Origin of the sequence: Paraburkholderia sp. 40, assembly GCF_050434105.1 — a bacterium.
GTDB classification, from domain to species: domain Bacteria; phylum Pseudomonadota; class Gammaproteobacteria; order Burkholderiales; family Burkholderiaceae; genus Paraburkholderia; species Paraburkholderia tuberum.
Window position 1 is genome coordinate 2,638,049 of sequence record NZ_JBNPVY010000004.1, and the last position, 25,143, is coordinate 2,663,191.

Here is a 25,143-nt window from a genome sequence, read left to right on the forward strand (position 1 = left end):
ATCGATTATTCATTCAGGGACAGTCATGCGAGTCGTAACTCGGATGCGCGCGGCAGCGCCCGGCCGCGCGATTGTAGCGGTTTTAGTCATTCTCGCAGGTTGTGCGCTTACCGGCTGCGGCCAACGCGGCTCACTCTATCTGCCGACCGTACCGCCGATGCCTGCCCCGCCGGCTCACCGCACGCAAACGCCATCGACCGATCGAACGCAACCGGCTAGCGGCAGCGCGGCCGACACGGGTTCGATCCCGGACACCTCGGGCACGCCGCTCACGCTCGCCCCCGAAGACCAGCTCGCGGCGCCGCCCGCTTCGGCGGCATCGGCTCCCGCAGTGCCGCTGCCCGCCTCTGCCGTCCCTTCCGTTCAATAAGACTTTCGCATGACTCGATCCGCATTTGACTACGTCGACGGCGTATTGCACGCCGAAGGCGTGTCCGCCGTTTCCCTCGCCGAGCAGTTCGGCACGCCGCTCTACGTCTATTCACGCGCCGCGCTCACCGCTGCGTGGAACGCCTATGCGGGCGCCTGCGCGGGGCGTCGCGCGAGCGTGCACGTTGCCGTCAAGGCCAACAGCAATCTCGCGGTGCTGAACGTGTTCGCGCGCCTCGGCGCGGGCTTCGACATCGTGTCGGGCGGCGAGCTCGCGCGCGTGCTCGCGGCTGGCGGCAAGGCGGAAAACACCGTGTTTTCGGGCGTTGGCAAGCAGGCAAGCGAAATGCGCGACGCGCTCGCGGCGGGCGTCAAATGCTTCAACGTCGAATCCATTCCCGAACTCGACCGCCTCAACGCGGTGGCGGGCAAGATGGGCAAGAAAGCGCCGGTGTCGCTGCGCGTGAATCCCGATGTCGATGCGAAAACGCATCCGTACATTTCCACCGGACTCAAGACCAACAAGTTCGGCGTCGCGTTCGAAGATGCGCGTGCCACCTACCAGGCGGCCGCGGCGATGTCGAATCTCGAGGTGATCGGCATCGACTGCCATATTGGCTCGCAGATCACCGAAGTCGCGCCCTATCTCGACGCGATCGACAAGGTGCTGGAACTCGTCGAGCAGATCGAGCAGGACGGCGTGTCGATTCGCCATATCGACGTCGGCGGCGGTCTCGGCATCACCTATGACGACGAAACGCCGCCGGAAATCGGCGAATTCGTGCGCACGGTGCTCGATCGCATCGAAGCGCGCGGCCACGGTCACCGCGAAGTCTATTTCGAGCCGGGCCGCTCGCTGGTCGGCAATGCGGGCGTGCTGCTCACACGTCTCGAGTTTCTGAAGCCGGGCGAGGACAAGAACTTCGCGATCGTCGACGCGGCGATGACCGATCTCGCGCGCCCCGCGATGTACGACGCGTATCACGCCATCGAGCCGGTCGTGAAGCGCGACGTCCCCGCGCATGTGTACGACGTGGTCGGCCCGGTCTGCGAAAGCGGCGACTGGCTCGGCCGCGAGCGGCTGCTCGCGGTCGAACCCGGCGATCTGCTCGCGATCCGCTCGGCCGGCGCGTACGGCTTCGTGATGAGTTCGAACTACAACACCCGGGCGCGCGCCGCCGAGGTGATGGTGGATGGTACACAGGCGCATGTGGTTCGCGCGCGCGAAGAGGTCAAGCAGCTGTTTGCGGATGAAACGATACTACCGGCGTAAACGTCAGTACCTGCGGCAGAGCGCGAAGGTCGAGCGCAGCAACGAAAATGGCGATGCCACGGTGGCATCGCCATTTTTATTTGAAACAGCGTGACGCCAATAAACTCGCCATCATCGTCGGCGCGTTCCCATCCGCCGCTCACGTATCCACACCACCAGCCGCCATCCCAGCAACGCGATCATCAGCGCGCCGTAGATCTTCGGTAGCAGCAGATCGTGCTTGCCCGCCTTCATCCACCAGAAATGCAGGATCGCGAGCGCGCCGATCGCATAGATCGCGCGATGCAGCGTCTGCCAGCGACGTCCGAGCTTGCGCACCATCGCGCGCGGCGACGTGACCGCAAGCGCGATCAGCAGCACGAACGCGGTGAAGCCCACCGTGATGAACGGCCGCTTGCCGATGTCCTTCAGAATCTCCGCAACATCGAACCACTTGTCGAACCACAGGTACGTGGTGAAATGCAGCGTCGCGTAGAAGAACGTGTAGAGCCCGAGCATGCGGCGGAAACGCACGAACGCGGCGACGCCGGTCAGACGGCGTAGCGGCGTCACCGCGAGTGTGATGCACAGGAACACGAGCGTCCACAGGCCGGTCGAGCGTGTGATGAATTCAATCGGATTCGCGCCGAGCCGGTCGGTCAGGCCGAACAGCACGAGGCGCGCGAGAGGATAGAGCGCCGCGATGAAGACTGCGACTTTGGTGGGCACGACCCAGCGCGCGCCGCCGGTGGAACGCGGCTTCGCCGCCGACGCCAACGACGTCCGCCGCGTCGCAGGCTCGGTGCGGGTGACAGTTTGCGTATCGGAAACCATCGCGCTCGCCCTAGAAGTTCTTCTTCAGGTCCATGCCCTGATAGAGCGACGCGACCTGATCGCCGTAACCGTTGAGCATCAGCGTCTTGCGTTTCGGCGTGAAAAAACCGTCTTCGCCGATGCGCCGTTCAGTGGCTTGACTCCAGCGCGGATGATCGACATTCGGATTCACGTTCGAATAAAACCCATATTCGTTCGACGCGTACGTGTTCCAGCTCGTCGGCGGCTGCTTCTCGACGAAGCGGATTTTCACGAGCGACTTCGCGCTCTTGAAGCCGTACTTCCACGGCACCACGACGCGCACCGGCGCGCCGTTCTGATTCGGCAGCACCTGGCCGTAGAGGCCCATCGTCAGTAGCGTCAGCGGATGCATCGCCTCGTCCATCCGCAGGCCTTCGGAGTACGGCCAATCGAGTATGGGTGCCGACAACCCTGACATCTGCGACGGATCGGCGAGCGTGATGAACTGCACGTACTTTGCATTGCCGGTCGGCTCGACGCGTTTGATCAGCTCCGACAGCGAGACGCCGATCCACGGCACCACGATCGACCAACCTTCGACGCAGCGATGCCGGTACACACGCTCCTCGAGCGGCGCGAGCTTCAGCAGATCGTCGATGTCGTACACCTTCGGATTCTTGATCTCGCCCTCGACGCTCACCTTCCACGGATGCGGCCGCAACGTGCCCGCGTGCTGCGAGGGGTCGGATTTATCGGTGCCGAACTCGTAGAAATTGTTGTAGGTTGTGATGTCCTTGTACGGCGTGATCTTGTCGAGCGCGACGAACCTGGTGTTGGTTTTCGCCGCGAGCTTCTGCGCCTTCGGATCGGGCGACGAGTAGGTCGCGAGCGCCTCGCCGCTCACGCCGATCAGGCCGCCGAGCGCCATCGCGCCCGCCGCCTGCAGGATGCGTCGCCGGTTTTCGAACACGTGCCGCGGCGCGATTTCGCTGCGCGCGATGTCATCGCCGGTCAGTTGAATTCTGTCGCTTCGCTTGATCCACATCGTGCTGCTCCTTGCCGGCCCGCCGCGTCGCGCGCGTTGCGGAGCCTTATTGATGATCGCCCCTTTGGGAGCGTCTGTCATCCACGGGTAGTTGCTCAGGTGCTCGACTGGCGAACACCGGGGCGCAACGAATATTCCATCGGCCATAAAAAAACCGCCGGTGCGAAAGCACGCGGCGGTTCTTAGTCGGTTCAGCGCGGCGGATCTTACAGCTTGCCGTAGCTATGCAAGCCCGACAGGAACATGTTCACGCCGAGGAACGCGAAGCTCGTGACCAGCAGCCCGGTCAGCGCCCACCACGCGGCGATCGCGCCGCGCAGGCCCTTGATCATACGCATGTGCAGCCAGGCCGCGTAGTTCAGCCACACGATCAGCGCCCACGTCTCCTTCGGGTCCCAGCTCCAGTAGCCGCCCCAGGCTTCGGCGGCCCACAGCGCGCCGAGAATCGTCGCGATCGTGAAGAACGCGAAGCCGACCGCGATCGACTTGTACATCACGTCGTCGAGCACGTCGAGCGCCGGCAGACGATCCGCGAGCACGCCGCGTTCCTTCGCCAGATATGCGACGCCGACCATCGCCGACAGCGCGAAGCTGCCATAGCCGATGAAGTTCGCCGGCACGTGAATCTTCATCCACCAGCTTTGCAGCGCCGGCACGAGCGGCTGGATCTGCTGCGCGTCGCGCGCGACCGAGTACCACATCAGGAAGCCGACGGCTGCGCTGATCACGAGCAACACGAACGCGCCGAGCGCGCGCGTGTTGTAGTGCTGCTCGTAGTACAGATAGAACAGCGCGGTGATCAGGCTGAACAGCACGAACACTTCATAGAGGTTCGAAATCGGAATATGGCCGACGTCCGCGCCGATCAGATACGACTCGTACCAGCGCACCATCATGCCGACGAAGCCCATCAGCACCGCCGCCCACGTCATCTTCGAGCCGATCGCGGCGCCGGTCGGCGAGCGCGACAGCAGCGCGATCCAGTAGAACCCGGTCGCGAATACGAAGAGCGCGCTCATCCACAGGATCGCGGACTGGCTCGACAGGAAATACTTGAGGAAGAAAGCGTTGTCGGCGCGGCTCAGATCGCCGTGGTAGATCTGGATTGCGAGCAGCGACAGCGCGGCGATTCCCACCATCAGCGGACGCACCGGCTTCCAGCGCCAGCCGAGCACGACGAAAACCGGCACCGAGCACATCAGCACCAGTTTGTCGTAGTAGTTCATGAACGGGTAATAGCGCGACAGCGCGAACCCGGCGCCCCCGACGAGCGCGAGCGCGAACAGCCAGTCGACGATACCCAGGCGTTTCAGGAACGGCCGTTCGTCGAAGTTCGGGAGTTCGGGCGTGCTGCTCGCAAACGCCTTGTCGGCGCGTGAAGCAGAAGAAGAGGAGGAGGAGGAAACCTGAGTCAAGTCCATGATCTTACCGGGTCGAATCCTGTGAGCTTGCCGACGCAGCGGCGGCCTGACCGGCCGGGCTGGCATCGGCTCCTTCGATGAGTTTCGCGCCCAGTGCGGCGCTCACGGCGGCCCGCGTCTGGACGAACTCTTTCTCGAAGTCTAGCGTCTTACGCGCGCTCGACATCGCCATTACGACGCTCGTGCCGTGGTCCGTGTCCTTGAGCCAGAACCACAGACGCCGTTCGCGAACGTAGAACATCGAGAAGATGCCCAATACGAGAAGCAGGCTGCCAAGATACACGACTTTTTTGCCCGGCGCGCGCGTCAACTGAAATACCGAAGCTTGCACCTGCTTGAATGAGTCAAGCTGCAAATAGACCGGCGATCCATACAGAAAGCTGTCGGAAATCGCATTAAGCGAACTCTGGATGAAGCGGCTCGTGTCCGCATCGGCCGGCGCGGCGGGCTCGCCGAGCCGCTGGCGCGACAGTTGCCACAAGTCCCACGTCACACCTTCGAGCATGCGAAGCAGCAGGCCCGCCGCCTTTTCCTGCTCGCCCTTCGGTACCGAGCGGTCGATAAACCCAGCGACCGCCTGGAAGCCGCCGAGCGTTTCGCCATTCGGCATCTTCATGCTGCTGTCGGCGCCCGCAAAAAGGGTCAGCACCCGCAAGGCGCTTTCCTCCAGATGTTGCTGCAACTCCGCATTTGAACCCGGCACCGAACGCTGCGCGAATTGATGAGCGGCGATGGCCCGTTGGTTCGGGTCTTCCAGCGTGGCGCGCAGACTCATCCATTCCTTGAGCGTGCCGCCGCTGTCGGCGGGAATGCGCAGGTAGCGGAACGGGTCGTCGGGATTCAAGCGCATGCCGGCGAGGAACATTTTCTCGCCGTTCACGTCGACGGGTAGCATGTAATTGTTGTACTCGCGCGCCTGGCCATCCTTGCCGCGAATCTTGTACTGCACCGACGGGCCGACGTTGTGCAGATCGAGCGGCTTCGACGTTTTCGCGCCGGAGCCGAGGCGCTCGTCGAACGCTTCCTTCAGCGAGCGCTGCGCGACAACCCCGCGCGCATCGTTCTGCCCGTTGCCGTTCGAGATGTTTTCGACGTTGATCGCGCGGAAGTCGGTGAACTCGACGGTCTGGCCATCGGCCAGCGGCGTGGCCGAGCTCAACGGCGCGCTGCCGCCGATCGTGCCGCCAAACGGCGCGGGCTTTGCACTCGGGCCGGACATCGGGAAGGCAGTCATCTGCATCTGCGAGCCGCCGTCCTGGAAGCTCGATTGATAAATCGACACGCCGTCGTATTCGAACGGCTTGTTGACCTCGACGCGCGCCGGCACGCGCGCGCCGGTCTTGTGATCGATCACGACGATGTCGCTCGCGAACAGCTTCGGCATGCCGGTCGAGTAGTAATCGACGATGAACTTGTTGAGCTCGATCGAAAACGGCAGGTCCTGGATCAGGGAACCATTGGGCTGATTCAGGATCGCGGTCGACACGTGCTGCCCTTCGGGTACCCACGCGTAGCCGCGGAACGTCGGGTTCGATTGCGACAGCCGATGCTCGGGCGAAATCTCGTTGATCACCGTGTTCGAGTTGATCGGCGACTTGTCGAACAGCCACATTTGCAGCTTGATCGGCAGATTGCTGTCGAGCAGGCCGCCGAGGCAGATCACGACGATCGCGAGGTGCGCGGAGATGTAGCCGAACTTCGTCAGCGCGCCACGCTTCGCGGCGATCAACGTCGCGCCGTCCGACTCGCGCGTGACGAACTTGTAGCCGAGCTTCGCCGACAACCTTGCGAGCACCGCCGCCGACTGCGCGCGCGTGCCGTGCACCGCGAACTCACCCTTGTGATGGAACGCGCGCAGGCTTCCTTCTCGAACCTTGTCCTTCCAGCTCTTCGCGTCGGCGACCATCTTCGGCGCATTTCGGATCACGCAGAGCGACACAGACACCATCAGGAAACCGAGAATCAGCATGAACCACCACGAGCTGTACACCGTGTAGAGGCTCAGCGCGCGGAAGATGTCCGCCCAGAACGGACCGAACTGGTTGACGTAGTTGGGATACGGATCGTCCTGCGTGAGGACGGTACCGATGATGCTGGCGATCGACAGAATGACGAGCAGCGCAATGGCGAAACGCATCGAGCTCAGGAGCTCGATGGTGCTACGCATGACGCGATTGCCCGACTTCGACTGCAGACCCGACGTGGTGACGCTCATTCAAACTCCGACTGAACAGCAAAAAAGGGTGAAGGGCTGTCGTAGCGACGACACCCTCACCCTTTTCTTGTTTTTCACCGGCCTCGCCGGGCCGGTTGGATTTGCGCGGACGAAGCGCTTAATGCAGGCCCGCGATGTAGTCGGCAACCGCTTTGATTTCGTTGTCCGACAGGCGCGATGCTATCGCATGCATCGCGTCGTTGTTATTACGAGCGCCCGGACCTTGCGTGAACGCGGTCAATTGCGTCACCGAGTACTCGGCCCACTGCCCCGACAGGCGTGGATACTGGATCGGAATACCCTGCCCCGTGGGCCCGTGACAGGCCGCGCAGGCCGGCACGCCGCGGTCGGCAATCCCACCGCGATAGATCTGCTGGCCCACCGCGACAGTGTTCTTGTTGTGCGCATAGCCTGGCTTGGGCGTCTGCGTCGAGAAGTAAGCCGCGACGTTGATCATGTCCTGATCGGAAAGCGCGGCGGCCATGCCCGCCATGATGGCATTGTTGCGCGCGGCCTGTTTGGCGCCCGGCTGCGCCTTGAAATCTCTGAGCTGCTTGACGAGATACTCAGGATGCTGGCCCGCCAGTTTCGGGTATGCGCCGCCGGCACTGTTGCCGTCTGCGCCGTGGCATGACGCGCATACCTGTACAGCGATTGCCTGCCCCCGATTGATGTCCGGCTTTGCCGGATCTGCTGCTCGTGCCTGAATTGCCAAACCTGAAAGACCTGCCGTTACATGAAGCACCATCAGAGTCTTGCACAGTCGATTCATTCGCACACCCTGTCTCGTCTTGTGGGATTTTAGATGTTCTGCAAAGTACGACGGCGACGACCGAGTGACCGCCAGGAGCCGCCAAGGCACGTGGGGCGGCCTCCTAAGGTTTTCAGTAAACCATCGTATTGTACAATAACTCGCTAATCGCTTAGACGCCAGTCGGGCTTGACCCCGTTCCCGCTGCGGGCTCCGCAGCTTCTCCAATCTGGCTTCCACCATGCCCTTCCTGCTCCACGAATCCCGCTTCTATACCACCGTCAATCATCTGCGCGACCTGCCGGCCACCGCGCAGCCCGAGATCGCTTTCGCGGGACGCTCGAACGCGGGCAAATCGACCGCGATCAACGTGCTCTGCAATCAGAAGCGACTTGCATTCGCAAGTAAGACGCCTGGCCGCACGCAGCACATCAATTATTTTTCGGTTGGCAAGGCGGATGAGCCGACCGCCTATCTGGTCGACCTGCCGGGCTACGGTTATGCGGAAGTGCCGGGTGCGGCGAAGGCGCACTGGGAAGCGCTGCTGTCCACGTATCTGCAATCGCGCTCGCAACTGCGCGGCATGATCCTCATGATGGATTCGCGCCGCCCTCTGACGGATCTCGATCGGCGCATGATCGAGTGGTTCGCGCCGACCGGCAAGCCGATCCACACGCTGCTCACCAAATGCGACAAATTGACGCGTCAGGAAAGCACGAACGCGTTGCGCACCGCGCAGAAGGGACTGGCCGAATATCGGGCTGCGGGCTATCGCGGCGAACTCACCGCGCAACTGTTTTCGGCGCTCAAGCGAACGGGGCTCGATGAAGCGCATGAGCTGATCGAGAGCTGGCTGATCCCGGAGGCAGCGGGCGAAACTGGCGAAACGCCGGCCGCGGGCTGAACGCATATCAATGCAGGAATCCCGCGGCACGCGTGATATGCCTGTAAAACCCGCGTCAGAGCGCGTTTGCGGCCGCGCATAAAAAAACCCGCCGCTTGAACGGCGGGTCAAACAGCCTAATCGAAAAACGACAGGCACCCGCTCAGGGAGGAGAAGCGGGGAGGTCAGCGCTAGGCGCCTTGCTCGATCGGTATGATATACCATTGTCTCGAAAAGTTTCCGGGAGCGGAGCCAGGTGCTATTTGTCCACTCCACCTATCCACGATCTTCGATTCGATATGAGCTTCTACCCTCACTACCGTCCGCGCCGCATGCGCCGTGACGACTTCTCGCGTCGCATGATGCGCGAAAACATCCTCACGACCAACGATCTGATTTACCCCGTGTTCATCGTCGAGGGAACCAACGTGCGGCAAGCCGTGCCGTCGATGCCGGGCGTCGAGCGTGTGTCGGTCGATCTGCTGATGGGCGTCGCCGGGCAGTGCGTCGAACTGGGCGTGCCGGTGTTGTCTCTGTTTCCCGCGATCGAGCCCTCGCTGAAAACACCCGAAGGCCGTGAAGCGGCCAACCCGGCGGGCCTGATCCCGCGCGCGGTGCGTGAGTTGAAGAAGAATTTTCCGGGGCTCGGCGTGCTCACCGACGTGGCGCTCGATCCGTATACGAGCCATGGTCAGGACGGCGTGCTCGACGAAACCGGCTACGTGATCAACGACGAAACCGTCGAGATCCTCGTCGAGCAGGCTCGTGCGCAGGCGGAAGCCGGCGTCGACATCGTCGCGCCGTCGGACATGATGGACGGACGCATTGGTGCGATCCGCGAAATGCTCGAGAGCGAGGACCACATCCACACGCGCATCATGGCGTACGCGGCGAAGTACGCTTCAGCGTTCTACGGCCCGTTCCGCGATGCCGTCGGTTCCGCGACGAACCTCGGCAAGAGCAACAAGATGACCTACCAGATGGACCCGGCAAATTCCAACGAGGCGCTGCGCGAAGTGCAGGCCGACATCAACGAAGGCGCGGACATGGTGATGGTCAAGCCGGGCATGCCGTATCTGGACATCGTGCGTCGCGTGAAGGACGAGTTCCAGTTCCCCACCTACGTGTACCAGGTAAGCGGCGAATACGCCATGCTGAAAGCCGCCGCGCAGAATGGCTGGCTCGATCACGACAAGGTGATGATGGAATCGCTGCTCGCGTTCAAGCGTGCAGGCGCGGACGGCGTGCTGACGTACTTCGCGCTGGATGCCGCGAAGATCCTGCGTTCGCAGAAGTAAGCCAGGCGCGTTTTAGCGCGCGGCTGTCGAGAAAAAAACGGAGGCGAACCTTAGGGTTTCGCCTCCGTTTTTTTGTGCTGCCGTTTGCGAAGCGGCGGCCTTGCAACGCCCTGCGGCCTTTGATTACACCCCCGACGCACTCGCCCGATCCAGTGTACGCAGGAATTTATCCGCCGATTCGTAGCCGACCACGCGCAGCACTTCCTTGCCACCCTTATCGAAAATAATAATCCCCGGCGGCCCGAACAGATTGAAGCGCTTGAGCAGCGCCTGGTCGTCGGTATTGTTCGCAGTGACGTCGGCGCGCAGCAGATTCATCTGCTTCAGCTTCGCCTGAACGCGCGGGTCGCTGAAGGTGAATTTCTCCATCTCCTTGCAGCTCACGCACCAGTCCGCGTAAAAATCGAGCATGGCTGGCTGCGCCGCCGTTTTGACGGCCTGGTCGAGCTGATCCGATGAACGTACCGGCGCGAACGTCAAATCGCTTTGCGGCGCCGATGCGGCCGCGCTGGAGCGATCCTTCGCGATGCTCGCCTGATTGCCGACGCGAGCCGCGAGCACCGCCAGCGGTCGCAGCGGATCCAACGATCCCGCCGCGAGGCCAACTAGAAGCGCGGCTGCCCAAACCGCCATCACGACGCCGACCGCACGCCCAAGCCGGTGCCATATCGAGGCGCCCGCAACCGACTTGGAAAACAGGCCGAGCGCAACCGCGGCGATCAGCAGCCAGAGGGCGCTCAACAGCATCGACGCCGCCCTGCCGAGCACCGGCCAAACGATCCACAGCGCCGCGGCCAGCAGAACGACGCCAAAGAACACTTTTACACTGTCCATCCACTTGCCCGCGCGCGGCAGCAGTGTACCCGCGCCGAGGCCAATGATCAGCAGCGGCAGCCCGAGCCCGATGCCCATCGAGAACAGTGCCGCGCCACCGAGCACGGCGTTGCCGGTATGCGCGATGAACGCGAGCACCGCAAAAAGCGGCGCGGTCATGCAAGCGCCGACCACCAGCGCCGATAGCGCGCCCATGACGGCGACCGCGGTAAATTTGCCACCCGAGCGTCCCGCTGACGCGCTCGACATGCGATCGCGCCAGCGCGGCGGCAGTTCGAGATCCACACCGGCGATCAGCAGCAGCGCGAAAATCGTCAGAAGGCCGCCAAACGCGCCGAGCACCCACGGGTTCTGCAGCCATGCGCCGAGACTCTGCCCGACGAGTGCCGCCACAACACCCAGCACGGTGTACACGAGCGCCATCCCGACTACATACGCGAGCGACAGCGCGAAGCCACGCCTGCGCGTGACGCGCGCTCCCTCACCGATGATGATCGCCGACAGAATCGGAATCATCGGATACGAGCACGGCAACAAGCTCAGAATGGCGCCGGCAACGAAATAAAGCCCGACGATCGCAAAAAAACCGCCACGCTGCAGCAGCGACTGCGCGTAATCGGCGCTGGTGGCGCGTTGGTACCAAGGTTCGTCATCAGTGGCGGCGGATTGTTGCGCGGTTGGGGTCGCCGCCCCGCTGCCAGCCAGCTGCAGCGCCTCGCTGCTCACGTGGTACACGCGCTCCATCGGGGGGTAGCAGATGCCCGCGTCGGCGCAGCCCTGCGACGTCACCGCAAGATCGAACGGTCCGGCAGCCTGCTTGACCGGAATACGAATCGTCAGCTCGTTGCGATACGTCTCGACATTCTTGTTGAACGTCTGATCGAACTTCACATGACCGCCTGGCAGTTCAGGCTCGCCAAGCGTCGCCGTGCCGTTGCGGGGCGCGAACGCGAAGCGCTCGCGGTACATGTAGTAGCCGTCCGCAATCTTGTAGGTGACGACGACTTGGCCGGGGGCCTCGGTCGCGCTGAACCGGAACGCGACGGACGGGTCGAGGAAGTCGTCCGCGGCGCGTGCGAGCGTGGCGACTTGCGCGAGGAACACGCAGCCGAGCAGAAAGAATGCGGTGCGCAGCGCAGCGCGCGCGCGCCGGTTGAGACCGTTAAACATGAATAGGGCGTTGGGTTTCAGCAGTGATCCACTGGCCGTAGGCGGCGGAGGCCGTCGCTTGCCATGAGAGGATTTCCGGCGTGCCGTAGGGATGGTGAGCCTGAATGTATTGCTCCAGTTCGAGCGCGCGAGCGGCGCTGGTCTTGAACAGCAGCTGGATTTCCTGCACGGTTTCGATCGCGCCCTGCCAGTGATAGCTCGACTGCACGCTGCCTAGCTGGGTGACGCACGCACAAAGGTGAGCGGCGAGCGCGTCGGCTGCGAGCTTTTGAGCGACGGCCGCATCCGGCATCGTTGTCAGCACCAAGGTCACATTCACACTCACACCAAGCTCCGACGGCGCAGGATTTCGATGCCGATATCGTATCACCTAGCCCTGTCGCCCTGCAGGGCGCCACGCGGTGCGGCCGCGACATTTGGTCACTGCGAAGCGGCTTTCGCTATCAATGAGAAATCCGCCGCGGAAAACAAAAAAGCCAGGCGATGCGCCTGGCTTTTTGTCGAAGCAGAAAGCTTACTCAGCTTCTTGCACTTCCGTTTCTTCAACTTCCGGACGGTCGAGCAGTTCGACCAGTGCCATCGGCGCATTGTCACCAACGCGGAAGCCGAACTTCAGCACGCGCAGGTAGCCGCCCGGACGGTTTGCGTAGCGCGGGCCGAGCACGTCGAACAGCTTCGTGACCGAGTCACGATCGCGTAGGCGATTGAACGCCAGACGACGGTTTGCGAGCGACGGCTTCTTGCCGAGCGTGATCAGCGGCTCGACGACTTTACGAAGTTCCTTGGCCTTCGGCAGCGTGGTCTTGATGACTTCGTGCTCGATCAGCGAGTTGGACATGTTACGGAGCATTGCCAAACGGTGGCTGCTCGTGCGGTTCAGTTTCCGCAGACCATGACGGTGACGCATGTTAATTCCTTCAGTTCAAAGTTTTGGTCCAGCTCTTCTATCGCACTCGTTCTGCAGCATCGACAACAAACAGTGAGCGCACGGGCCGGTAGTGACAAAAGACAAGACGCGGATTTTAAAGGAAAATCCGCGTCTTTGCCAGTACAGTACAGCGGTGCAATTCGCGGGTCACACCCGACCGAGTTGTCCGCTTACTTGTCGAGACCAGCCGGCGGCCAGTTTTCGAGCTTCATGCCGAGCGTCAGACCACGCGATGCCAGAACTTCCTTGATCTCGTTCAGCGACTTGCGACCCAGATTGGGAGTCTTGAGCAGTTCGTTCTCGGTACGCTGGATCAGGTCGCCGATGTAGTAGATGTTCTCGGCCTTCAGGCAGTTCGCGGAACGAACCGTCAGTTCGAGATCGTCGACCGGACGCAGCAGGATCGGATCGATCTGCGGTGCGCGCGACGGCGCTTCCGCCGCTGCTTCGGTACCTTCCAGCGCTGCGAACACCGACAACTGATCGACCAGAATGCGCGCCGATTGTCGGATCGCTTCTTCCGGCGAAATCACACCGTTGGTCTCGATGTTCATCACGAGCTTGTCGAGGTCGGTGCGCTGCTCGACCCGAGCGCTTTCGACCGCGTAGCTCACGCGACGAACCGGCGAAAACGAGGCGTCCAGTACGATCCGGCCGATGACCTTGGCCGACTCTTCACCGTAACGACGCACATTGCCCGGCACATAGCCGCGGCCCTTTTCGACCTTGATCTGCACGTCGAGCTTGCCGCCCTTCGACAGATGCGCGATCACATGATCGGGATTGATGACTTCGCAATCGTGTGCGAGTTCGATATCGCCGGCCGTGACCACGCCTTCTCCTTCCTTCCGCAGCGTAACCGTCACTTCGTCACGATTATGCAGCTTGAAGACGACGCCCTTCAGGTTCAACAACAGGTTGACCACATCCTCTTGCACACCGTCGAGCGTCGAATACTCGTGCACGACGCCTGCAATCGTCACCTCGGTCGGGGCGTAGCCCACCATCGACGACAGCAGCACGCGCCGAAGCGCGTTACCCAAGGTGTGGCCATAACCGCGTTCAAACGGCTCCATGACCACTTTCGCGTGGCTTTCGCCAAGCGATTCAACTGCAATAATCTTGGGCTTCAACAAACTGGTTTGCATAGGTTTTCCTTTTCAATACCCTCGGCTCGTTACACCGATAAGGCTGACCGGTAACAACCTGAAAATAAACAGCCGAGACGCCCCCTTGCGCAACGCAATCAGGGCGCCCCGGCCGTCAATCCGATTACCGCGAATACAATTCGACGATCAGGCTTTCGTTGATGTCGCCAGCGATGTCGCTGCGTTCCGGCTTCTGCTTGAAGGTACCTTCGAACTTCTTCCCGTCGACCGCGACCCAGCTCGGCATGCCGCCTTGCTCAGCGAGCGACAGCGCCTCAATGATGCGAGCCTGCTTGCGCTTCTGTTCGCGCACGGCGACGATGTCCCCAGCCTTCACTTGCATCGACGGGATGTTCGTCACGACGCCGTTCACCGTGATTGCCTTGTGGCCAACGAGCTGACGTGCTTCAGCGCGCGTCGAGCCAAAGCCCATGCGATACACGACGTTGTCCAGACGCGATTCGAGCAGTTGCAGCAGGTTCTCACCCGTGTTGCCCTTCAGGCGGTCTGCTTCAGCGAAGTAGCGACGGAACTGGCGCTCGAGGACTCCGTAGATACGCTTTACTTTTTGCTTCTCGCGCAGCTGAGTGCCATAGTCGGACGTACGTGCGCCCGAGGTACGGCCGTGCTGGCCGGGCTTGCTGTCAAGCTTGCACTTGTCAGCGAGCGAACGGCGCGCGCTCTTCAGGAAGAGGTCAGTGCCTTCACGGCGGGACAGCTTGGCCTTGGGGCCGATATAACGTGCCACGTTGATTCCTTCTGTGATTTATCACGCGAATGCTTCCACTCGCGCTAGTCCGAACCCTTTGAGTCGAACGGTGGACTTAGTCAATTCAATAACGCGCGCAGCCCGCCACCGCGCAAGGCGGCAACAGGCGCTCGCAATGCCAGCGTCTTAGATACGACGACGCTTCGGCGGACGGCAGCCGTTGTGCGGGACCGGCGTCACGTCGGAGATCGCGGTGATCTTGATGCCAAGACCATGCAGCGCGCGCACCGCCGATTCACGGCCAGGACCGGGGCCCTTGATCCGCACTTCGAGGTTCTTCACGCCGTATTCCATCGCCACGCGGCCAGCTGATTCAGCTGCGACCTGAGCTGCAAACGGGGTCGACTTACGCGAACCTTTGAAGCCCTGACCGCCCGACGTTGCCCAAGCAAGCGCGTTGCCTTGACGGTCGGTGATCGTGATGATGGTGTTGTTGAACGACGCGTGAACGTGAACCACGCCCTCGGCGACGTTCTTCTTGACCTTCTTGCGAACGCGTTGCGCCGCGGAGTTGTTCGAAGCCTTAGCCATTACGTTTTCCTGTAACTGTCAGTTCCGCTTACTTCTTCAGCGATTGCGCTGCACGACGCGGACCCTTGCGCGTACGGGCATTCGTACGCGTACGCTGGCCGCGCAGGGGAAGACCCTTACGATGCCGCACGCCACGATAGCAGCCGAGATCCATCAGGCGCTTGATGTTCATCGTCGTTTCACGGCGCAGATCGCCTTCAACGATGAACTTGCCGACTTCTTCACGCAGCTTTTCGAGGTCTGCGTCAGTCAGGTCTTTGACCTTCTTCGAAAATGCCACACCAGCAGCGACGCAAATGTCGCGCGAGCGCGTGCGACCGATACCGTAAATTGCCGTCAGGCCGATTTCAGTATGCTGGTGATTCGGGATATTAACCCCTGCGATACGAGCCATTGTTTTTCCTCAAACAAAAAGCGCAAGCAAAAGCGCGGCGTTCAGCCTTGACGCTGTTTGTGGCGCGGATCAGAGCTGCAAATCACGCGCACAACGCCTTTGCGCTTGATGATCTTGCAATTGCGGCAAATGCGCTTAACCGATGCCATCACTTTCATGATATTACCCTTTTTTCAAATCACTTCGCCCGGAACACGATCCGCGCACGCGACAGATCGTAAGGCGTCAATTCAACCGTCACCTTGTCGCCCGGCAAGATCCGGATGTAGTGCATCCGCATTTTGCCGGATATGTGTCCCAACACGACATGGCCGTTTTCCAGCTTCACCCTGAAGGTAGCGTTAGGCAGGTTCTCGATTACTTCGCCCTGCATCTGGATAACATCGTCTTTGGCCATAAGTCCTTTCAACGCATCGGGACGCCGCCGCCTTTGAAATTAGCCTTCTTCAGCAGCGATTCATACTGTTGCGACATAACGTACGACTGCACCTGCGCCATGAAATCCATTGTGACGACGACAATGATCAGCAGCGACGTTCCACCAAAATAAAACGGCACGTTCCAGCGCAGCACCAGAAATTCGGGCAGCAGGCAAACGAACACGATGTAGATCGCACCGGCCAGCGTCAGACGCGTTAGGATGCGGTCGATATATCGCGCCGTCTGATCGCCCGGGCGGATGCCAGGGACGAAAGCGCCGCTCTTTTTCAGGTTGTCGGCCGTTTCCCTGCTGTTAAACACCAGTGCGGTGTAGAAGAAGCAGAAGAAGACGATCGCCAACGCGTACAGCAACACGTACACGGGTTGACCGGGCTTCAGGGCTTCGGCCACGTTGTGCAACGTGTCTGCGAACCAGCTGGTACGCGAACCCGAACTGAACCAGTTCAGGATAGTTGCCGGGAAGAGAATGATCGACGATGCGAAGATCGGCGGAATCACGCCCGACATATTCAGCTTCAGCGGCAAATGCGAAGACTGGCCGCCGTAAATCTTGTTGCCCACCTGCCGCTTCGCATAATTCACAAGTATCTTGCGCTGGCCGCGTTCGATGAACACCACCAGATAGGTCACAGCAGCAATCAGCGCGACGACGATGATGGCCGAGATGATGCTCATCGAGCCGGTTCGCACCAGTTCAAAGAGACCACCGATTGCGTTCGGGAAACCCGCCGCAATACCGCCGAATATGATGATCGAGATACCGTTGCCAAGCCCGCGCTCCGTGATCTGCTCACCCAGCCACATCAGGAACATCGTGCCCGTCACCAGCGTCACGACCGTCGTCAAGCGGAAAACCATCCCCGGATCGATCACGAGGCCCGGCTGATTTTCCAGCGCGACAGCAATACCGAACGCCTGGAACGTCGCCAGCACAACCGTGAAGACCCGCGTGTACTGCGTAATCTTTCGCTGACCTGCCTGCCCTTCCTTTTTCAGCGCTTCGAGCTGCGGCGAAACAATCGCCAGCAACTGCATGATGATCGACGCCGAAATGTACGGCATGATCCCCAGCGCGAAAATTGTGAACCGCGAAAGTGCGCCACCCGAGAACATGTTAAACATGCCAAGGATGCCGCCCGACTGGCTTTGGAACAGTTTCGCCAGTTGGTCCGGGTCGATACCCGGCACCGGAATATGCGCGCCGATACGGTAGACGACTAGCGCCAGCAGCAGGAACACTGCTCGCCGGCGCAGATCGCCAAACTTCGCCGCGCCGCGACCGGGTTTTGCGAGACTCGGGCTGTTAGCCAAGTACCTTCTCCGATGCAAGTGCTAGTGACGGCAATTAACTTGCGCGTTACTCGGCAAAAGAGCCACCGGCTGCCTCGATAGCAGCGCGTGCGCTCTTCGTCGCACCCAGACCCTTCACAACGACCTTGCGCTTGAGCTCGCCCGTTGCGATGATCTTGGCGCTACGGATCAGCTCGCCGACCAGGCCGGCTTGCTTGAGAGCCAGCAGATCGATTTCGTCGACTGGCAGCTTCTCCAGATCCGAGAGACGTACCTCACCGACGAACTCCTTCGTCAGCGAGGTGAAGCCACGCTTCGGCAGGCGACGTTGCAGCGGCATTTGACCGCCTTCGAAGCCAACCTTGTGAAAGCCGCCCGAACGCGACTTCTGACCCTTGTGACCACGGCCAGCGGTCTTGCCGAGGCCGGAGCCGATGCCGCGACCAACGCGGCGCTTTGCGTGCTTCGCACCTTCGGCCGGCTTCAGGTTATTCAATTCCATTATCAACTCCTTGAGTCCTGGTCAGCCGCTTAGCTGATGACCTTAACGAGGTACGAAACCTTGTTGATCATGCCGCGCACAGCCGGCGTATCCTGCAACTCGCTAACCGAGTTGAGTCGGCGCAGGCCCAACCCACGCACCGTTGCACGGTGCGATTCACGGGTGCCGATCAAGCTCTTGACGAGCTGGACCTTGACAGTTTTATCAGACATGGTGTCCACCTTTAGCCCAGAATTTCTTCGACGGACTTGCCACGCTTCGCAGCGATGTCGGCCGGCGTGGACTGCTTGCGCAGACCATCAAGCGTCGCACGAACGAGGTTGTACGGGTTCGTCGACCCGTGGCTCTTGGCCACAACGTTCTGCACACCCATCACGTCGAACACGGCGCGCATCGGTCCGCCCGCGATCACGCCGGTACCGTCCTTCGCCGGAGCGAGGAGGACCGTCGATGCGCCGTGCTTACCGTGCACTTCGTGTTGCAAGGTACCGTTCTTCAACGGCACCTTGAACATGTTGCGGCGAGCCTGTTCCATCGCCTTCTGGACAGCGACCGGCACTTCCTTCGCCTTGCCCTTGCCCATACCGACGCGGCCATCACCGTCGCCAACTACGGTCAGTGCAGCGAAGCCGAGAATACGGCCACCCTTCACGACCTTGGTCACGCGGTTAACCGCGATCATTTTTTCACGAAGGCCGTCGTCGCGTTCGTCAGCCTGAACTTTAGCTTGCATCTTTGCCATGACGAATTCTTCCCTTAGAACTTGAGTCCGGCTTCGCGCGCCGCGTCAGCCAGCGCTTTCACGCGGCCGTGGTAACGGAAACCCGAACGGTCGAAGGCGACGGATTCGATGCCGGCAGCCTTAGCCTTTTCTGCAATGCGCTTGCCGATCAGGGTTGCAGCAGCAACGTTGCCGCCCTGTCCCGATTGATCGGCCAGTTGCGCACGCACTTCGGCTTCGAGCGTCGACGCGCTAGCGAGCACCTTGGTGCCGCACGGCGAGAACACTTGCGCATAGATGTGCGTGTTCGTGCGATGCACGGCGAGACGCGCGACCTGCAGATCAGCGATCTTGATACGCGTCTGACGAGCGCGGCGCAGGCGAGATTGAGTCTTATCCATGATTGCGCACCCTTACTTCTTCTTCGTTTCTTTGAGGATCACAACCTCATCGGCGTAACGCACGCCCTTGCCCTTGTAGGGCTCCGGCGGACGGTAGCCGCGCACTTCTGCAGCGACTTGACCGACTTGTTGCTTGTTGATCCCCTTGATCACGATTTCGGTTTGCGACGGGGTTTCTGCCTTGACGCCAGCCGGCATCTGGTGCACCACCGGGTGCGAGAAACCCAGCGACAGGTTCAGCTTGTCGCCTTGCGCTTGTGCGCGATAACCGACGCCAACCAGCGTCAGCTTGCGCTCGAAACCCTTCGTCACGCCGTGTACCATGTTCGCAACCAGCGCGCGCATCGTGCCCGACATCGCATTCGCCTCGCGGCTCTCATCGACCGGCTCGAACTTCAGCGTGCCGCTGTCGTTCACTACCTTCACGAGGCTGTTGGCAGCCTGCGAAATCGTACCCAGCGGACCCTTGACAGTAATGCTGTCGGCGCTCAGGGCCACTTCCGCGCCTTGCAGCGCGATTGGGCTCTTACCTACTCGAGACATGTTTCTCTCCTTTCGGCCTTAAGCGACATAGCAGATGACTTCGCCGCCAACGCCCGTTGCACGTGCCTTGCGGTCCGTCATCACGCCCTTCGGCGTCGACACGATTGCCACGCCCAGGCCATTCATGACCACGGGGATGTCGTTACGGCCGCGGTACACACGCAGACCAGGCTTCGAGACGCGTTCAATGCGCTCGATGACCGGACGGCCAGCGTAATACTTCAACACGATGTTCAATTCCGACTTCGCACCTTCGGACTTCACTGCGAAATCGTCGATATAACCTTCGTCCTTCAGGACCTGCGCAATCGCAACCTTGACTTTCGACGAGGGCATAGTCACCGAAACCTTCTCGACCATCTGCGCATTGCGGATGCGAGTCAGCATATCGGCGATAGGATCACTCATGCTCATTTATGTTTCTCCTATTACCAGCTCGCCTTGGTCAGGCCAGGGATCTCGCCGCGGAACGCGATTTCGCGAATCTTGTTACGCGCCAGCCCGAATTTACGGAACGTGCCGCGCGGACGACCAGTAATTGCGCAACGGTTGCGCTTACGGGTGGGGTTAGAGTTTCGCGGCAGTTGCTGCAGTTCCAGGCGTGCTGCGTAATGCTCTTCTTCCGACTTGCTCGTATCGCCAATGATTGCCTTCAATGCTGCACGCTTCGGAGCGTACTTGGCGGCGAGGCGAGCACGCTTCTTTTCACGTTCGATCAGTGCCAGTTTAGCCACGGTAACCTCAGTTTCTGAACGGGAACTTGAAGCTGGCGAGCAGAGCCTTTGCTTCGTCGTCAGTCTTCGCAGTCGTCGTGATGCTGATGTTCAGCCCACGCAGTGCGTCGATCTTGTCGTAGTCGATTTCGGGGAAAATGATCTGCTCTTTCACACCGATGTTGTAGTTGCCGCGACCATCGAACGCCTTGCCCGACACGCCACGGAAGTCGCGCACACGGGGGAGCGCAACCGTCACGAAACGGTCCAGGAATTCGTACATTGCCTGGCCACGCAGCGTGACCATTGAACCGATCGGATAACCCTGACGGATCTTGAAGCCAGCGATTGCCTTGCGCGCCTTCGTGATCACGGGCTTCTGGCCCGCGATCTTCGTCAGATCGCCAACGGCGTTTTCGATGATCTTCTTGTCAGCGACGGCTTCGCCAAGGCCCATGTTCAGGGTGATCTTGGTGATGCGCGGCACTTCCATCACGGACTTGTAACCGAACTTCTCGATGAGGCCGGGTACAACCTTCTCTTTGTAAAACTCTTGCAAACGAGCCATTTTTTTACTCCGCAGCGTCAGGCGCTCAGTACGGCACCGGTCGTCTTCAGGAAACGGACCTTCTTGTCCCCTTCGACCTTGATGCCTACACGCGATGGCTTGCCATTCGCGTCCACCAATGCGACGTTCGAAATTTGCAGCGGCATCGTCTTGGCTTCCACGCCGCCCGTCGTACCCTTCATCGGGTTCGGCTTGACGTGCTTCTTGACGAGGTTGATGCCCTCGACAGTCACGGTCTCGCCGTGAACGGCCAGCACTACGCCACGCTTGCCCTTATCTTTGCCGGTGATGACGATAACTTCGTCACCCTTGCGAATCTTGTTCATCGCGACTCCTTACAGCACTTCAGGCGCCAGCGAAACGATCTTCATGAATCGTTCGCTACGCAACTCGCGCGTGACAGGCCCAAAAATACGGGTACCGATCGGTTCGAGCTTGGTGTTGAGCAACACAGCCGCGTTGCCGTCGAACTTGATCAGCGAGCCGTCCTGACGGCGCACGCCCTTGGCGGTGCGAACCACCACGGCGTTGTAGATTTCGCCTTTCTTCACGCGCCCGCGCGGCGTTGCCTCTTTGACAGTCACCTTGATGATGTCGCCAATGCTGGCATAACGACGCTTCGAGCCGCCGAGCACCTTGATGCACATGACTTCACGTGCACCCGTGTTGTCGGCCACTTCAAGCCGAGTTTCGGTCTGGATCATGGTTTATCTTTCCCAACTTAATCCGGTCACACCACCATGGCGCTTCCCGGTCAGTCTTGGTCCCGTCAGCCGATCGGCTGCTTGGGTTAGAACAGCAGCGACGGCAAACGAAACCCGCCATCGCAATCCGGTGAATCCTTCGGTCTGGGCTGGCGCCCGAACCGCTTCCCCCACCAACTTCGCCCGCGACGGGGCTCCCAAAGAGGGAAGACCGAAATTATATCAAATAATTTCGGTCTTGCAAGCGAAACTTACTGCGATTTCAACTACTTCTACGGCTTTGCGACATTAGATGACACGAGCAGCCTCGACCAAGCGAGCCACAACCCAAGCCTTCGTCTTCGAAATCGGACGAGTTTCCTGGATTTCAACGAGGTCGCCCTCGTTGTACGTGTTCGCGTCGTCATGCGCGTGGTACTTCTTCGACCGCACGACGTACTTGCCGTAGATCGGGTGCTTCACGCGGTGCTCGACCAGCACGGTAACCGTCTTGTCCATCTTGTTGCTGACGACCTTGCCGACCAGCGTCCGCTTAAGCGAGGTTTTTACGCTATCGTTCATTTCTGGTTCGCCTTCTCAGTCAGGACGGTCCGCACACGTGCGATGTCGCGACGGACCTTCTTCAGCTGGCTCGTGTTCGTGAGCTGCTGGGTCGCGAGTTGCATGCGCAGGCCGAATTGCGCCTTCAACAGGTCCGACAGCTCCTTGTTGAGCGCGGCCTGATCTTTCTGGTGAAGTTCGGAAGCCTTCATCATTTGCTCCTTAGGCGCCGAGCTGACGCACGATAAACGTCGTCTTCAGCGGCAGCTTCGCTGCAGCCAGACGGAACGCTTCGCGCGCCAGTTCTTCGGTTACGCCGTCCATTTCGTACAGCATCTTGCCCGGTTGAATCTCAGCGACGTAGTACTCTGGGTTACCCTTACCGTTACCCATACGCACTTCCGCTGGCTTGGTCGAGATCGGCTTGTCCGGGAATATCCGGATCCAGATGCGGCCACCGCGCTTGATGTGACGCGTCATTGCACGACGCGCCGCTTCAATCTGGCGCGCGGTCAGACGGCCACGACCGACAGCCTTCAGGCCGAACTCACCGAACGACACCGCGTTGCCGCGGGTAGCAACGCCGGTGTTACGACCTTTCTGCTCTTTGCGATACTTTCTGCGTTTCGGTTGCAGCATCGTTATTCTCCAGTCTTCCCGTCGCCGCCGGCACCGCCAGCACGACGGGGAGCGCCACGGCGTGCACCTGCCGGGCCACCACCTTCACCATCACGACGCGGACGGCGATCGCCACCCGGACGTGCGTTGCGGCGCGGACGCTTTTCTTCGGCGACTTCTTCGACCACCGGCGCATCGTTGCGGCCGAGCGTGTCGCCCTTGTAGACCCACACCTTCACGCCGATGATGCCGTACGTCGTCTTTGCTTCCGACGTTGCGTAGTCGATATCCGCACGCAGCGTATGAAGCGGCACCCGACCTTCGCGATACCATTCCGTACGGGCGATTTCGATACCGTTCAGACGGCCAGCGCTCATGATCTTGATGCCTTGAGCACCCAGACGCATCGCGTTCTGCATCGCACGCTTCATCGCGCGGCGGAACATGATCCGGCGCTCGAGCTGTTGCGTGATCGAATCAGCGATCAGTTGCGCGTCCGTTTCCGGCTTGCGGATTTCTTCGATGTTGACGTGAACCGGAACGCCCATGCGCTTTTGCAGCTCGGACTTCAGCAGTTCGATGTCTTCACCCTTCTTGCCGATCACGACACCCGGACGCGAGCTGAAAATCGTGATACGCGCGTTCTTTGCAGGACGCTCGATCACAACGCGGCCGACGGACGCGTTCTTCAGCTTCTTCTTCAGGTATTCACGAACACCGATGTCTTCCTGCAACATCGCCGCGAAATTGTTGTTGTTCGCGTACCAACGCGAAGCCCAGTTGCGGCTGACGGCCAAACGGAAGCCAGTCGGATGAATTTTCTGTCCCATCGTATGACCCCTTAATTCCCGACCGTCACAGTGATGTGACAGGATTGCTTCTCGATGCGGTTACCGCGGCCTTTAGCGCGCGCGGTGAAACGCTTCAGCGATGCTGCCTTGTCGACGTAGATGCTCTTGATCTTGAGCTCGTCGATATCGGCGCCTTCGTTGTGCTCCGCATTCGCGATCGCCGACAGCACGACCTTTTTCACGATCCCCGCAGCCTTCTTCGGCGAGAACGTCAGAACGTTCAGCGCCTTGTCGACCGGCAAACCGCGGATCTGGTCAGCCACAAGGCGCGTTTTCTGCGCCGAGATGCGGGCACCGCGATGAATTGCTTTCACTTCCATCTTGATTGCCCCTTATTTCTTGGCCTTCTTGTCGGCCGCGTGTCCCTTGAACGTACGGGTCAGTGCGAACTCGCCAAGCTTGTGGCCGACCATGTTTTCCGTGACATACACCGGAACGTGTTGACGGCCGTTGTGAACGGCGATCGTCAGGCCGATGAAGTCCGGCAGGATCGTCGAGCGACGCGACCAGGTCTTGATCGGTTTCTTGTCACGCGATGCTGCAGCCGCCTCAACCTTCTTCAGCAAATGGGCGTCGCAGAACGGACCTTTCTTAATAGAACGTGCCATTGCCTACTCCTTAACGCTTGTGACGGCGCTGGACGATCATGCTCGTCGTGCGCTTGTTGCTGCGGGTGCGATAGCCCTTCGTCGGCGTGCCCCACGGGCTCACCGGATCGCGGCCTGCCGCAGTCTTGCCCTCGCCACCACCGTGCGGGTGGTCGACCGGGTTCATTGCAACGCCACGCACCGTCGGGCGGATACCGCGCCAGCGGTTCGCACCAGCCTTACCGATTTGACGGAGGCTATGCTCTTCGTTGCCTACTTCACCGATCGTTGCGCGGCATTCAACGTGAACGCGGCGGATTTCGCCCGAACGCAGACGAACCTGCGCGTAGATGCCTTCGCGAGCCAGCAGCATCGCCGACGTACCCGCCGAACGCGCCATTTGCGCGCCCTTGCCCGGCAGCATTTCGATGCAGTGAATCGTCGTACCGACCGGGATGTTGCGGATCGGCAGCGTGTTACCTGCGCGGATCGGCGCCTCCGAACCCGACATCAGCTGTTGACCGACGGCAATACCCTTCGGAGCGATGATGTAGCGGCGCTCGCCGTCTGCGTACAGAACCAGCGCGATGTTCGCGCTACGGTTCGGGTCGTACTCGAGACGCTCGACCTTTGCGGGAATACCATCCTTCGTGCGACGGAAGTCGACGACACGATAGTGATGCTTGTGACCACCACCCTTGTGACGCGTGGTGATGTGACCGTTGTTGTTACGGCCGGCGGTCGACGACTGCGTGTCGAGCAGCGCTGCGAACGGCTTGCCCTTGTGCAGTTCCTTGTTGACCACCTTGACCATCGCGCGGCGACCCGGCGAAGTCGGCTTAACTTTCACGATTGCCATGA

36 protein-coding genes are annotated in these 25,143 nt (G+C 60.7%); 4 read left to right on the forward strand and 32 right to left on the reverse strand.

The window, feature by feature from the left end:
• Window positions 1–25 precede the first annotated feature (25 nt).
• Both lptM and lysA read left to right on the forward strand, forming a co-directional pair.
• A complete protein-coding gene (lptM, locus tag OKW28_RS34010; RefSeq protein ID WP_090802141.1) occupies window positions 26–370 on the forward strand; it encodes an LPS translocon maturation chaperone LptM in 345 nt (114 codons plus the stop codon).
• Window positions 371–379: 9 nt separating this feature from the next.
• Entirely contained in the window at window positions 380–1,642 is a 1,263-nt protein-coding gene (gene lysA, locus OKW28_RS34015; RefSeq protein ID WP_429451996.1) for a diaminopimelate decarboxylase, read from the forward strand.
• Between the two features lie 111 nt (window positions 1,643–1,753).
• Here lysA and msrQ read toward each other — a convergent pair whose 3' ends face one another.
• From msrQ to OKW28_RS34040, 5 genes are all read right to left on the reverse strand, one after another.
• Window positions 1,754–2,455: a protein-methionine-sulfoxide reductase heme-binding subunit MsrQ gene (gene msrQ / locus OKW28_RS34020; protein WP_429451998.1), complete on the reverse strand. Its 702-nt coding sequence runs from the start codon at window positions 2,453–2,455 to the stop codon at window positions 1,754–1,756.
• 10 nt (window positions 2,456–2,465) lie between these two features.
• Complete coding sequence (msrP, locus tag OKW28_RS34025; RefSeq protein WP_429452000.1) at window positions 2,466–3,461, reverse strand: protein-methionine-sulfoxide reductase catalytic subunit MsrP; 996 nt, start codon at window positions 3,459–3,461, stop codon at window positions 2,466–2,468.
• 206 nt (window positions 3,462–3,667) lie between these two features.
• Complete coding sequence (ccsB, locus tag OKW28_RS34030; RefSeq protein WP_429452002.1) at window positions 3,668–4,882, reverse strand: c-type cytochrome biogenesis protein CcsB; 1,215 nt, start codon at window positions 4,880–4,882, stop codon at window positions 3,668–3,670.
• A gap of 4 nt (window positions 4,883–4,886) precedes the next feature.
• Window positions 4,887–7,097 (reverse strand): cytochrome c biogenesis protein ResB, encoded by a 2,211-nt coding sequence (locus OKW28_RS34035; RefSeq protein WP_429452004.1) that lies wholly within the window; start codon window positions 7,095–7,097, stop codon window positions 4,887–4,889.
• 118 nt (window positions 7,098–7,215) lie between these two features.
• A complete protein-coding gene (locus OKW28_RS34040; protein WP_429452006.1) occupies window positions 7,216–7,869 on the reverse strand; it encodes a c-type cytochrome in 654 nt (217 codons plus the stop codon).
• 220 nt (window positions 7,870–8,089) lie between these two features.
• Between OKW28_RS34040 and yihA the strand changes: the two genes are divergently transcribed.
• Window positions 8,090–8,752: a ribosome biogenesis GTP-binding protein YihA/YsxC gene (yihA, locus tag OKW28_RS34045; RefSeq protein WP_018420165.1), complete on the forward strand. Its 663-nt coding sequence runs from the start codon at window positions 8,090–8,092 to the stop codon at window positions 8,750–8,752.
• A gap of 278 nt (window positions 8,753–9,030) precedes the next feature.
• Window positions 9,031–10,029 carry a porphobilinogen synthase gene (gene hemB / locus OKW28_RS34050; protein WP_429452008.1) on the forward strand — a complete coding sequence of 333 codons (999 nt, stop codon included), beginning with the start codon at window positions 9,031–9,033 and terminating at the stop codon, window positions 10,027–10,029.
• A 123-nt stretch (window positions 10,030–10,152) separates the two neighbouring features.
• Here the strand turns inward: hemB and dsbD are convergent, their stop codons facing one another.
• The 27 genes from dsbD to rplB form a co-directional block, all read right to left on the reverse strand.
• Complete coding sequence (gene dsbD / locus OKW28_RS34055) at window positions 10,153–12,033, reverse strand: protein-disulfide reductase DsbD (protein ID WP_429452010.1); 1,881 nt, start codon at window positions 12,031–12,033, stop codon at window positions 10,153–10,155.
• Window positions 12,026–12,358 (reverse strand): divalent-cation tolerance protein CutA, encoded by a 333-nt coding sequence (gene cutA / locus OKW28_RS34060; protein WP_429452012.1) that lies wholly within the window; start codon window positions 12,356–12,358, stop codon window positions 12,026–12,028. The genes dsbD and cutA overlap by 8 nt, the downstream gene beginning before the upstream one ends.
• Window positions 12,359–12,547: 189 nt before the next feature.
• Complete coding sequence (gene rplQ, locus OKW28_RS34065) at window positions 12,548–12,940, reverse strand: 50S ribosomal protein L17 (protein ID WP_013090750.1); 393 nt, start codon at window positions 12,938–12,940, stop codon at window positions 12,548–12,550.
• 191 nt (window positions 12,941–13,131) lie between these two features.
• Entirely contained in the window at window positions 13,132–14,109 is a 978-nt protein-coding gene (locus OKW28_RS34070; RefSeq protein ID WP_429452014.1) for a DNA-directed RNA polymerase subunit alpha, read from the reverse strand.
• A gap of 124 nt (window positions 14,110–14,233) precedes the next feature.
• Window positions 14,234–14,857: a 30S ribosomal protein S4 gene (rpsD, locus tag OKW28_RS34075; protein WP_429452016.1), complete on the reverse strand. Its 624-nt coding sequence runs from the start codon at window positions 14,855–14,857 to the stop codon at window positions 14,234–14,236.
• A 147-nt stretch (window positions 14,858–15,004) separates the two neighbouring features.
• Window positions 15,005–15,409: a 30S ribosomal protein S11 gene (gene rpsK, locus OKW28_RS34080; RefSeq protein WP_006052224.1), complete on the reverse strand. Its 405-nt coding sequence runs from the start codon at window positions 15,407–15,409 to the stop codon at window positions 15,005–15,007.
• 28 nt (window positions 15,410–15,437) lie between these two features.
• Entirely contained in the window at window positions 15,438–15,803 is a 366-nt protein-coding gene (rpsM, locus tag OKW28_RS34085; RefSeq protein WP_008923332.1) for a 30S ribosomal protein S13, read from the reverse strand.
• 41 nt (window positions 15,804–15,844) lie between these two features.
• Window positions 15,845–15,961, reverse strand: coding sequence for a 50S ribosomal protein L36 (rpmJ, locus tag OKW28_RS34090; protein WP_004199844.1), 117 nt, complete (start codon window positions 15,959–15,961; stop codon window positions 15,845–15,847).
• Between the two features lie 20 nt (window positions 15,962–15,981).
• Window positions 15,982–16,200, reverse strand: a complete 219-nt coding sequence (infA, locus tag OKW28_RS34095; RefSeq protein ID WP_004521905.1) for a translation initiation factor IF-1 — start codon at window positions 16,198–16,200, stop codon at window positions 15,982–15,984.
• 8 nt (window positions 16,201–16,208) lie between these two features.
• Window positions 16,209–17,555, reverse strand: a complete 1,347-nt coding sequence (gene secY, locus OKW28_RS34100) for a preprotein translocase subunit SecY (RefSeq protein WP_429452018.1) — start codon at window positions 17,553–17,555, stop codon at window positions 16,209–16,211.
• Between the two features lie 46 nt (window positions 17,556–17,601).
• On the reverse strand, window positions 17,602–18,036 hold the full coding sequence (rplO, locus tag OKW28_RS34105; protein ID WP_018420156.1) for a 50S ribosomal protein L15: 435 nt from the start codon (window positions 18,034–18,036) through the stop codon (window positions 17,602–17,604).
• A 29-nt stretch (window positions 18,037–18,065) separates the two neighbouring features.
• Window positions 18,066–18,248 carry a 50S ribosomal protein L30 gene (gene rpmD, locus OKW28_RS34110; RefSeq protein WP_008923335.1) on the reverse strand — a complete coding sequence of 61 codons (183 nt, stop codon included), beginning with the start codon at window positions 18,246–18,248 and terminating at the stop codon, window positions 18,066–18,068.
• Window positions 18,249–18,259: 11 nt separating this feature from the next.
• Window positions 18,260–18,778, reverse strand: coding sequence for a 30S ribosomal protein S5 (rpsE, locus tag OKW28_RS34115; protein WP_075303262.1), 519 nt, complete (start codon window positions 18,776–18,778; stop codon window positions 18,260–18,262).
• 14 nt (window positions 18,779–18,792) lie between these two features.
• Window positions 18,793–19,158 (reverse strand): 50S ribosomal protein L18, encoded by a 366-nt coding sequence (rplR, locus tag OKW28_RS34120; protein WP_429452020.1) that lies wholly within the window; start codon window positions 19,156–19,158, stop codon window positions 18,793–18,795.
• Window positions 19,159–19,170: 12 nt separating this feature from the next.
• Window positions 19,171–19,701, reverse strand: coding sequence for a 50S ribosomal protein L6 (gene rplF, locus OKW28_RS34125; RefSeq protein ID WP_018420154.1), 531 nt, complete (start codon window positions 19,699–19,701; stop codon window positions 19,171–19,173).
• 18 nt (window positions 19,702–19,719) lie between these two features.
• Complete coding sequence (gene rpsH / locus OKW28_RS34130) at window positions 19,720–20,115, reverse strand: 30S ribosomal protein S8 (RefSeq protein WP_006052216.1); 396 nt, start codon at window positions 20,113–20,115, stop codon at window positions 19,720–19,722.
• A gap of 14 nt (window positions 20,116–20,129) precedes the next feature.
• Window positions 20,130–20,435: a 30S ribosomal protein S14 gene (rpsN, locus tag OKW28_RS34135; protein ID WP_090802162.1), complete on the reverse strand. Its 306-nt coding sequence runs from the start codon at window positions 20,433–20,435 to the stop codon at window positions 20,130–20,132.
• 7 nt (window positions 20,436–20,442) lie between these two features.
• Window positions 20,443–20,982 carry a 50S ribosomal protein L5 gene (gene rplE, locus OKW28_RS34140; RefSeq protein WP_429452022.1) on the reverse strand — a complete coding sequence of 180 codons (540 nt, stop codon included), beginning with the start codon at window positions 20,980–20,982 and terminating at the stop codon, window positions 20,443–20,445.
• A 17-nt stretch (window positions 20,983–20,999) separates the two neighbouring features.
• Complete coding sequence (gene rplX / locus OKW28_RS34145) at window positions 21,000–21,308, reverse strand: 50S ribosomal protein L24 (RefSeq protein ID WP_008923340.1); 309 nt, start codon at window positions 21,306–21,308, stop codon at window positions 21,000–21,002.
• A gap of 9 nt (window positions 21,309–21,317) precedes the next feature.
• Complete coding sequence (gene rplN / locus OKW28_RS34150; RefSeq protein ID WP_006998478.1) at window positions 21,318–21,686, reverse strand: 50S ribosomal protein L14; 369 nt, start codon at window positions 21,684–21,686, stop codon at window positions 21,318–21,320.
• Window positions 21,687–21,974: 288 nt separating this feature from the next.
• A complete protein-coding gene (gene rpsQ, locus OKW28_RS34155) occupies window positions 21,975–22,247 on the reverse strand; it encodes a 30S ribosomal protein S17 (RefSeq protein WP_007180129.1) in 273 nt (90 codons plus the stop codon).
• Entirely contained in the window at window positions 22,244–22,438 is a 195-nt protein-coding gene (rpmC, locus tag OKW28_RS34160) for a 50S ribosomal protein L29 (RefSeq protein ID WP_007180130.1), read from the reverse strand. Before rpmC ends, rpsQ begins: the two co-directional genes overlap by 4 nt.
• A gap of 10 nt (window positions 22,439–22,448) precedes the next feature.
• The gene (gene rplP / locus OKW28_RS34165) at window positions 22,449–22,865 is read right to left on the reverse strand and encodes a 50S ribosomal protein L16 (protein WP_008923342.1); all 417 of its coding nucleotides are present in this window, start codon (window positions 22,863–22,865) and stop codon (window positions 22,449–22,451) included.
• Window positions 22,866–22,867: 2 nt separating this feature from the next.
• Complete coding sequence (gene rpsC, locus OKW28_RS34170) at window positions 22,868–23,674, reverse strand: 30S ribosomal protein S3 (protein WP_012434570.1); 807 nt, start codon at window positions 23,672–23,674, stop codon at window positions 22,868–22,870.
• An 11-nt stretch (window positions 23,675–23,685) separates the two neighbouring features.
• Window positions 23,686–24,015 carry a 50S ribosomal protein L22 gene (gene rplV / locus OKW28_RS34175; protein ID WP_004199272.1) on the reverse strand — a complete coding sequence of 110 codons (330 nt, stop codon included), beginning with the start codon at window positions 24,013–24,015 and terminating at the stop codon, window positions 23,686–23,688.
• A 12-nt stretch (window positions 24,016–24,027) separates the two neighbouring features.
• On the reverse strand, window positions 24,028–24,303 hold the full coding sequence (gene rpsS / locus OKW28_RS34180) for a 30S ribosomal protein S19 (RefSeq protein WP_006998484.1): 276 nt from the start codon (window positions 24,301–24,303) through the stop codon (window positions 24,028–24,030).
• Window positions 24,304–24,313: 10 nt separating this feature from the next.
• Window positions 24,314–25,141 carry a 50S ribosomal protein L2 gene (gene rplB, locus OKW28_RS34185; protein WP_184065465.1) on the reverse strand — a complete coding sequence of 276 codons (828 nt, stop codon included), beginning with the start codon at window positions 25,139–25,141 and terminating at the stop codon, window positions 24,314–24,316.
• Window positions 25,142–25,143 lie beyond the last annotated feature (2 nt).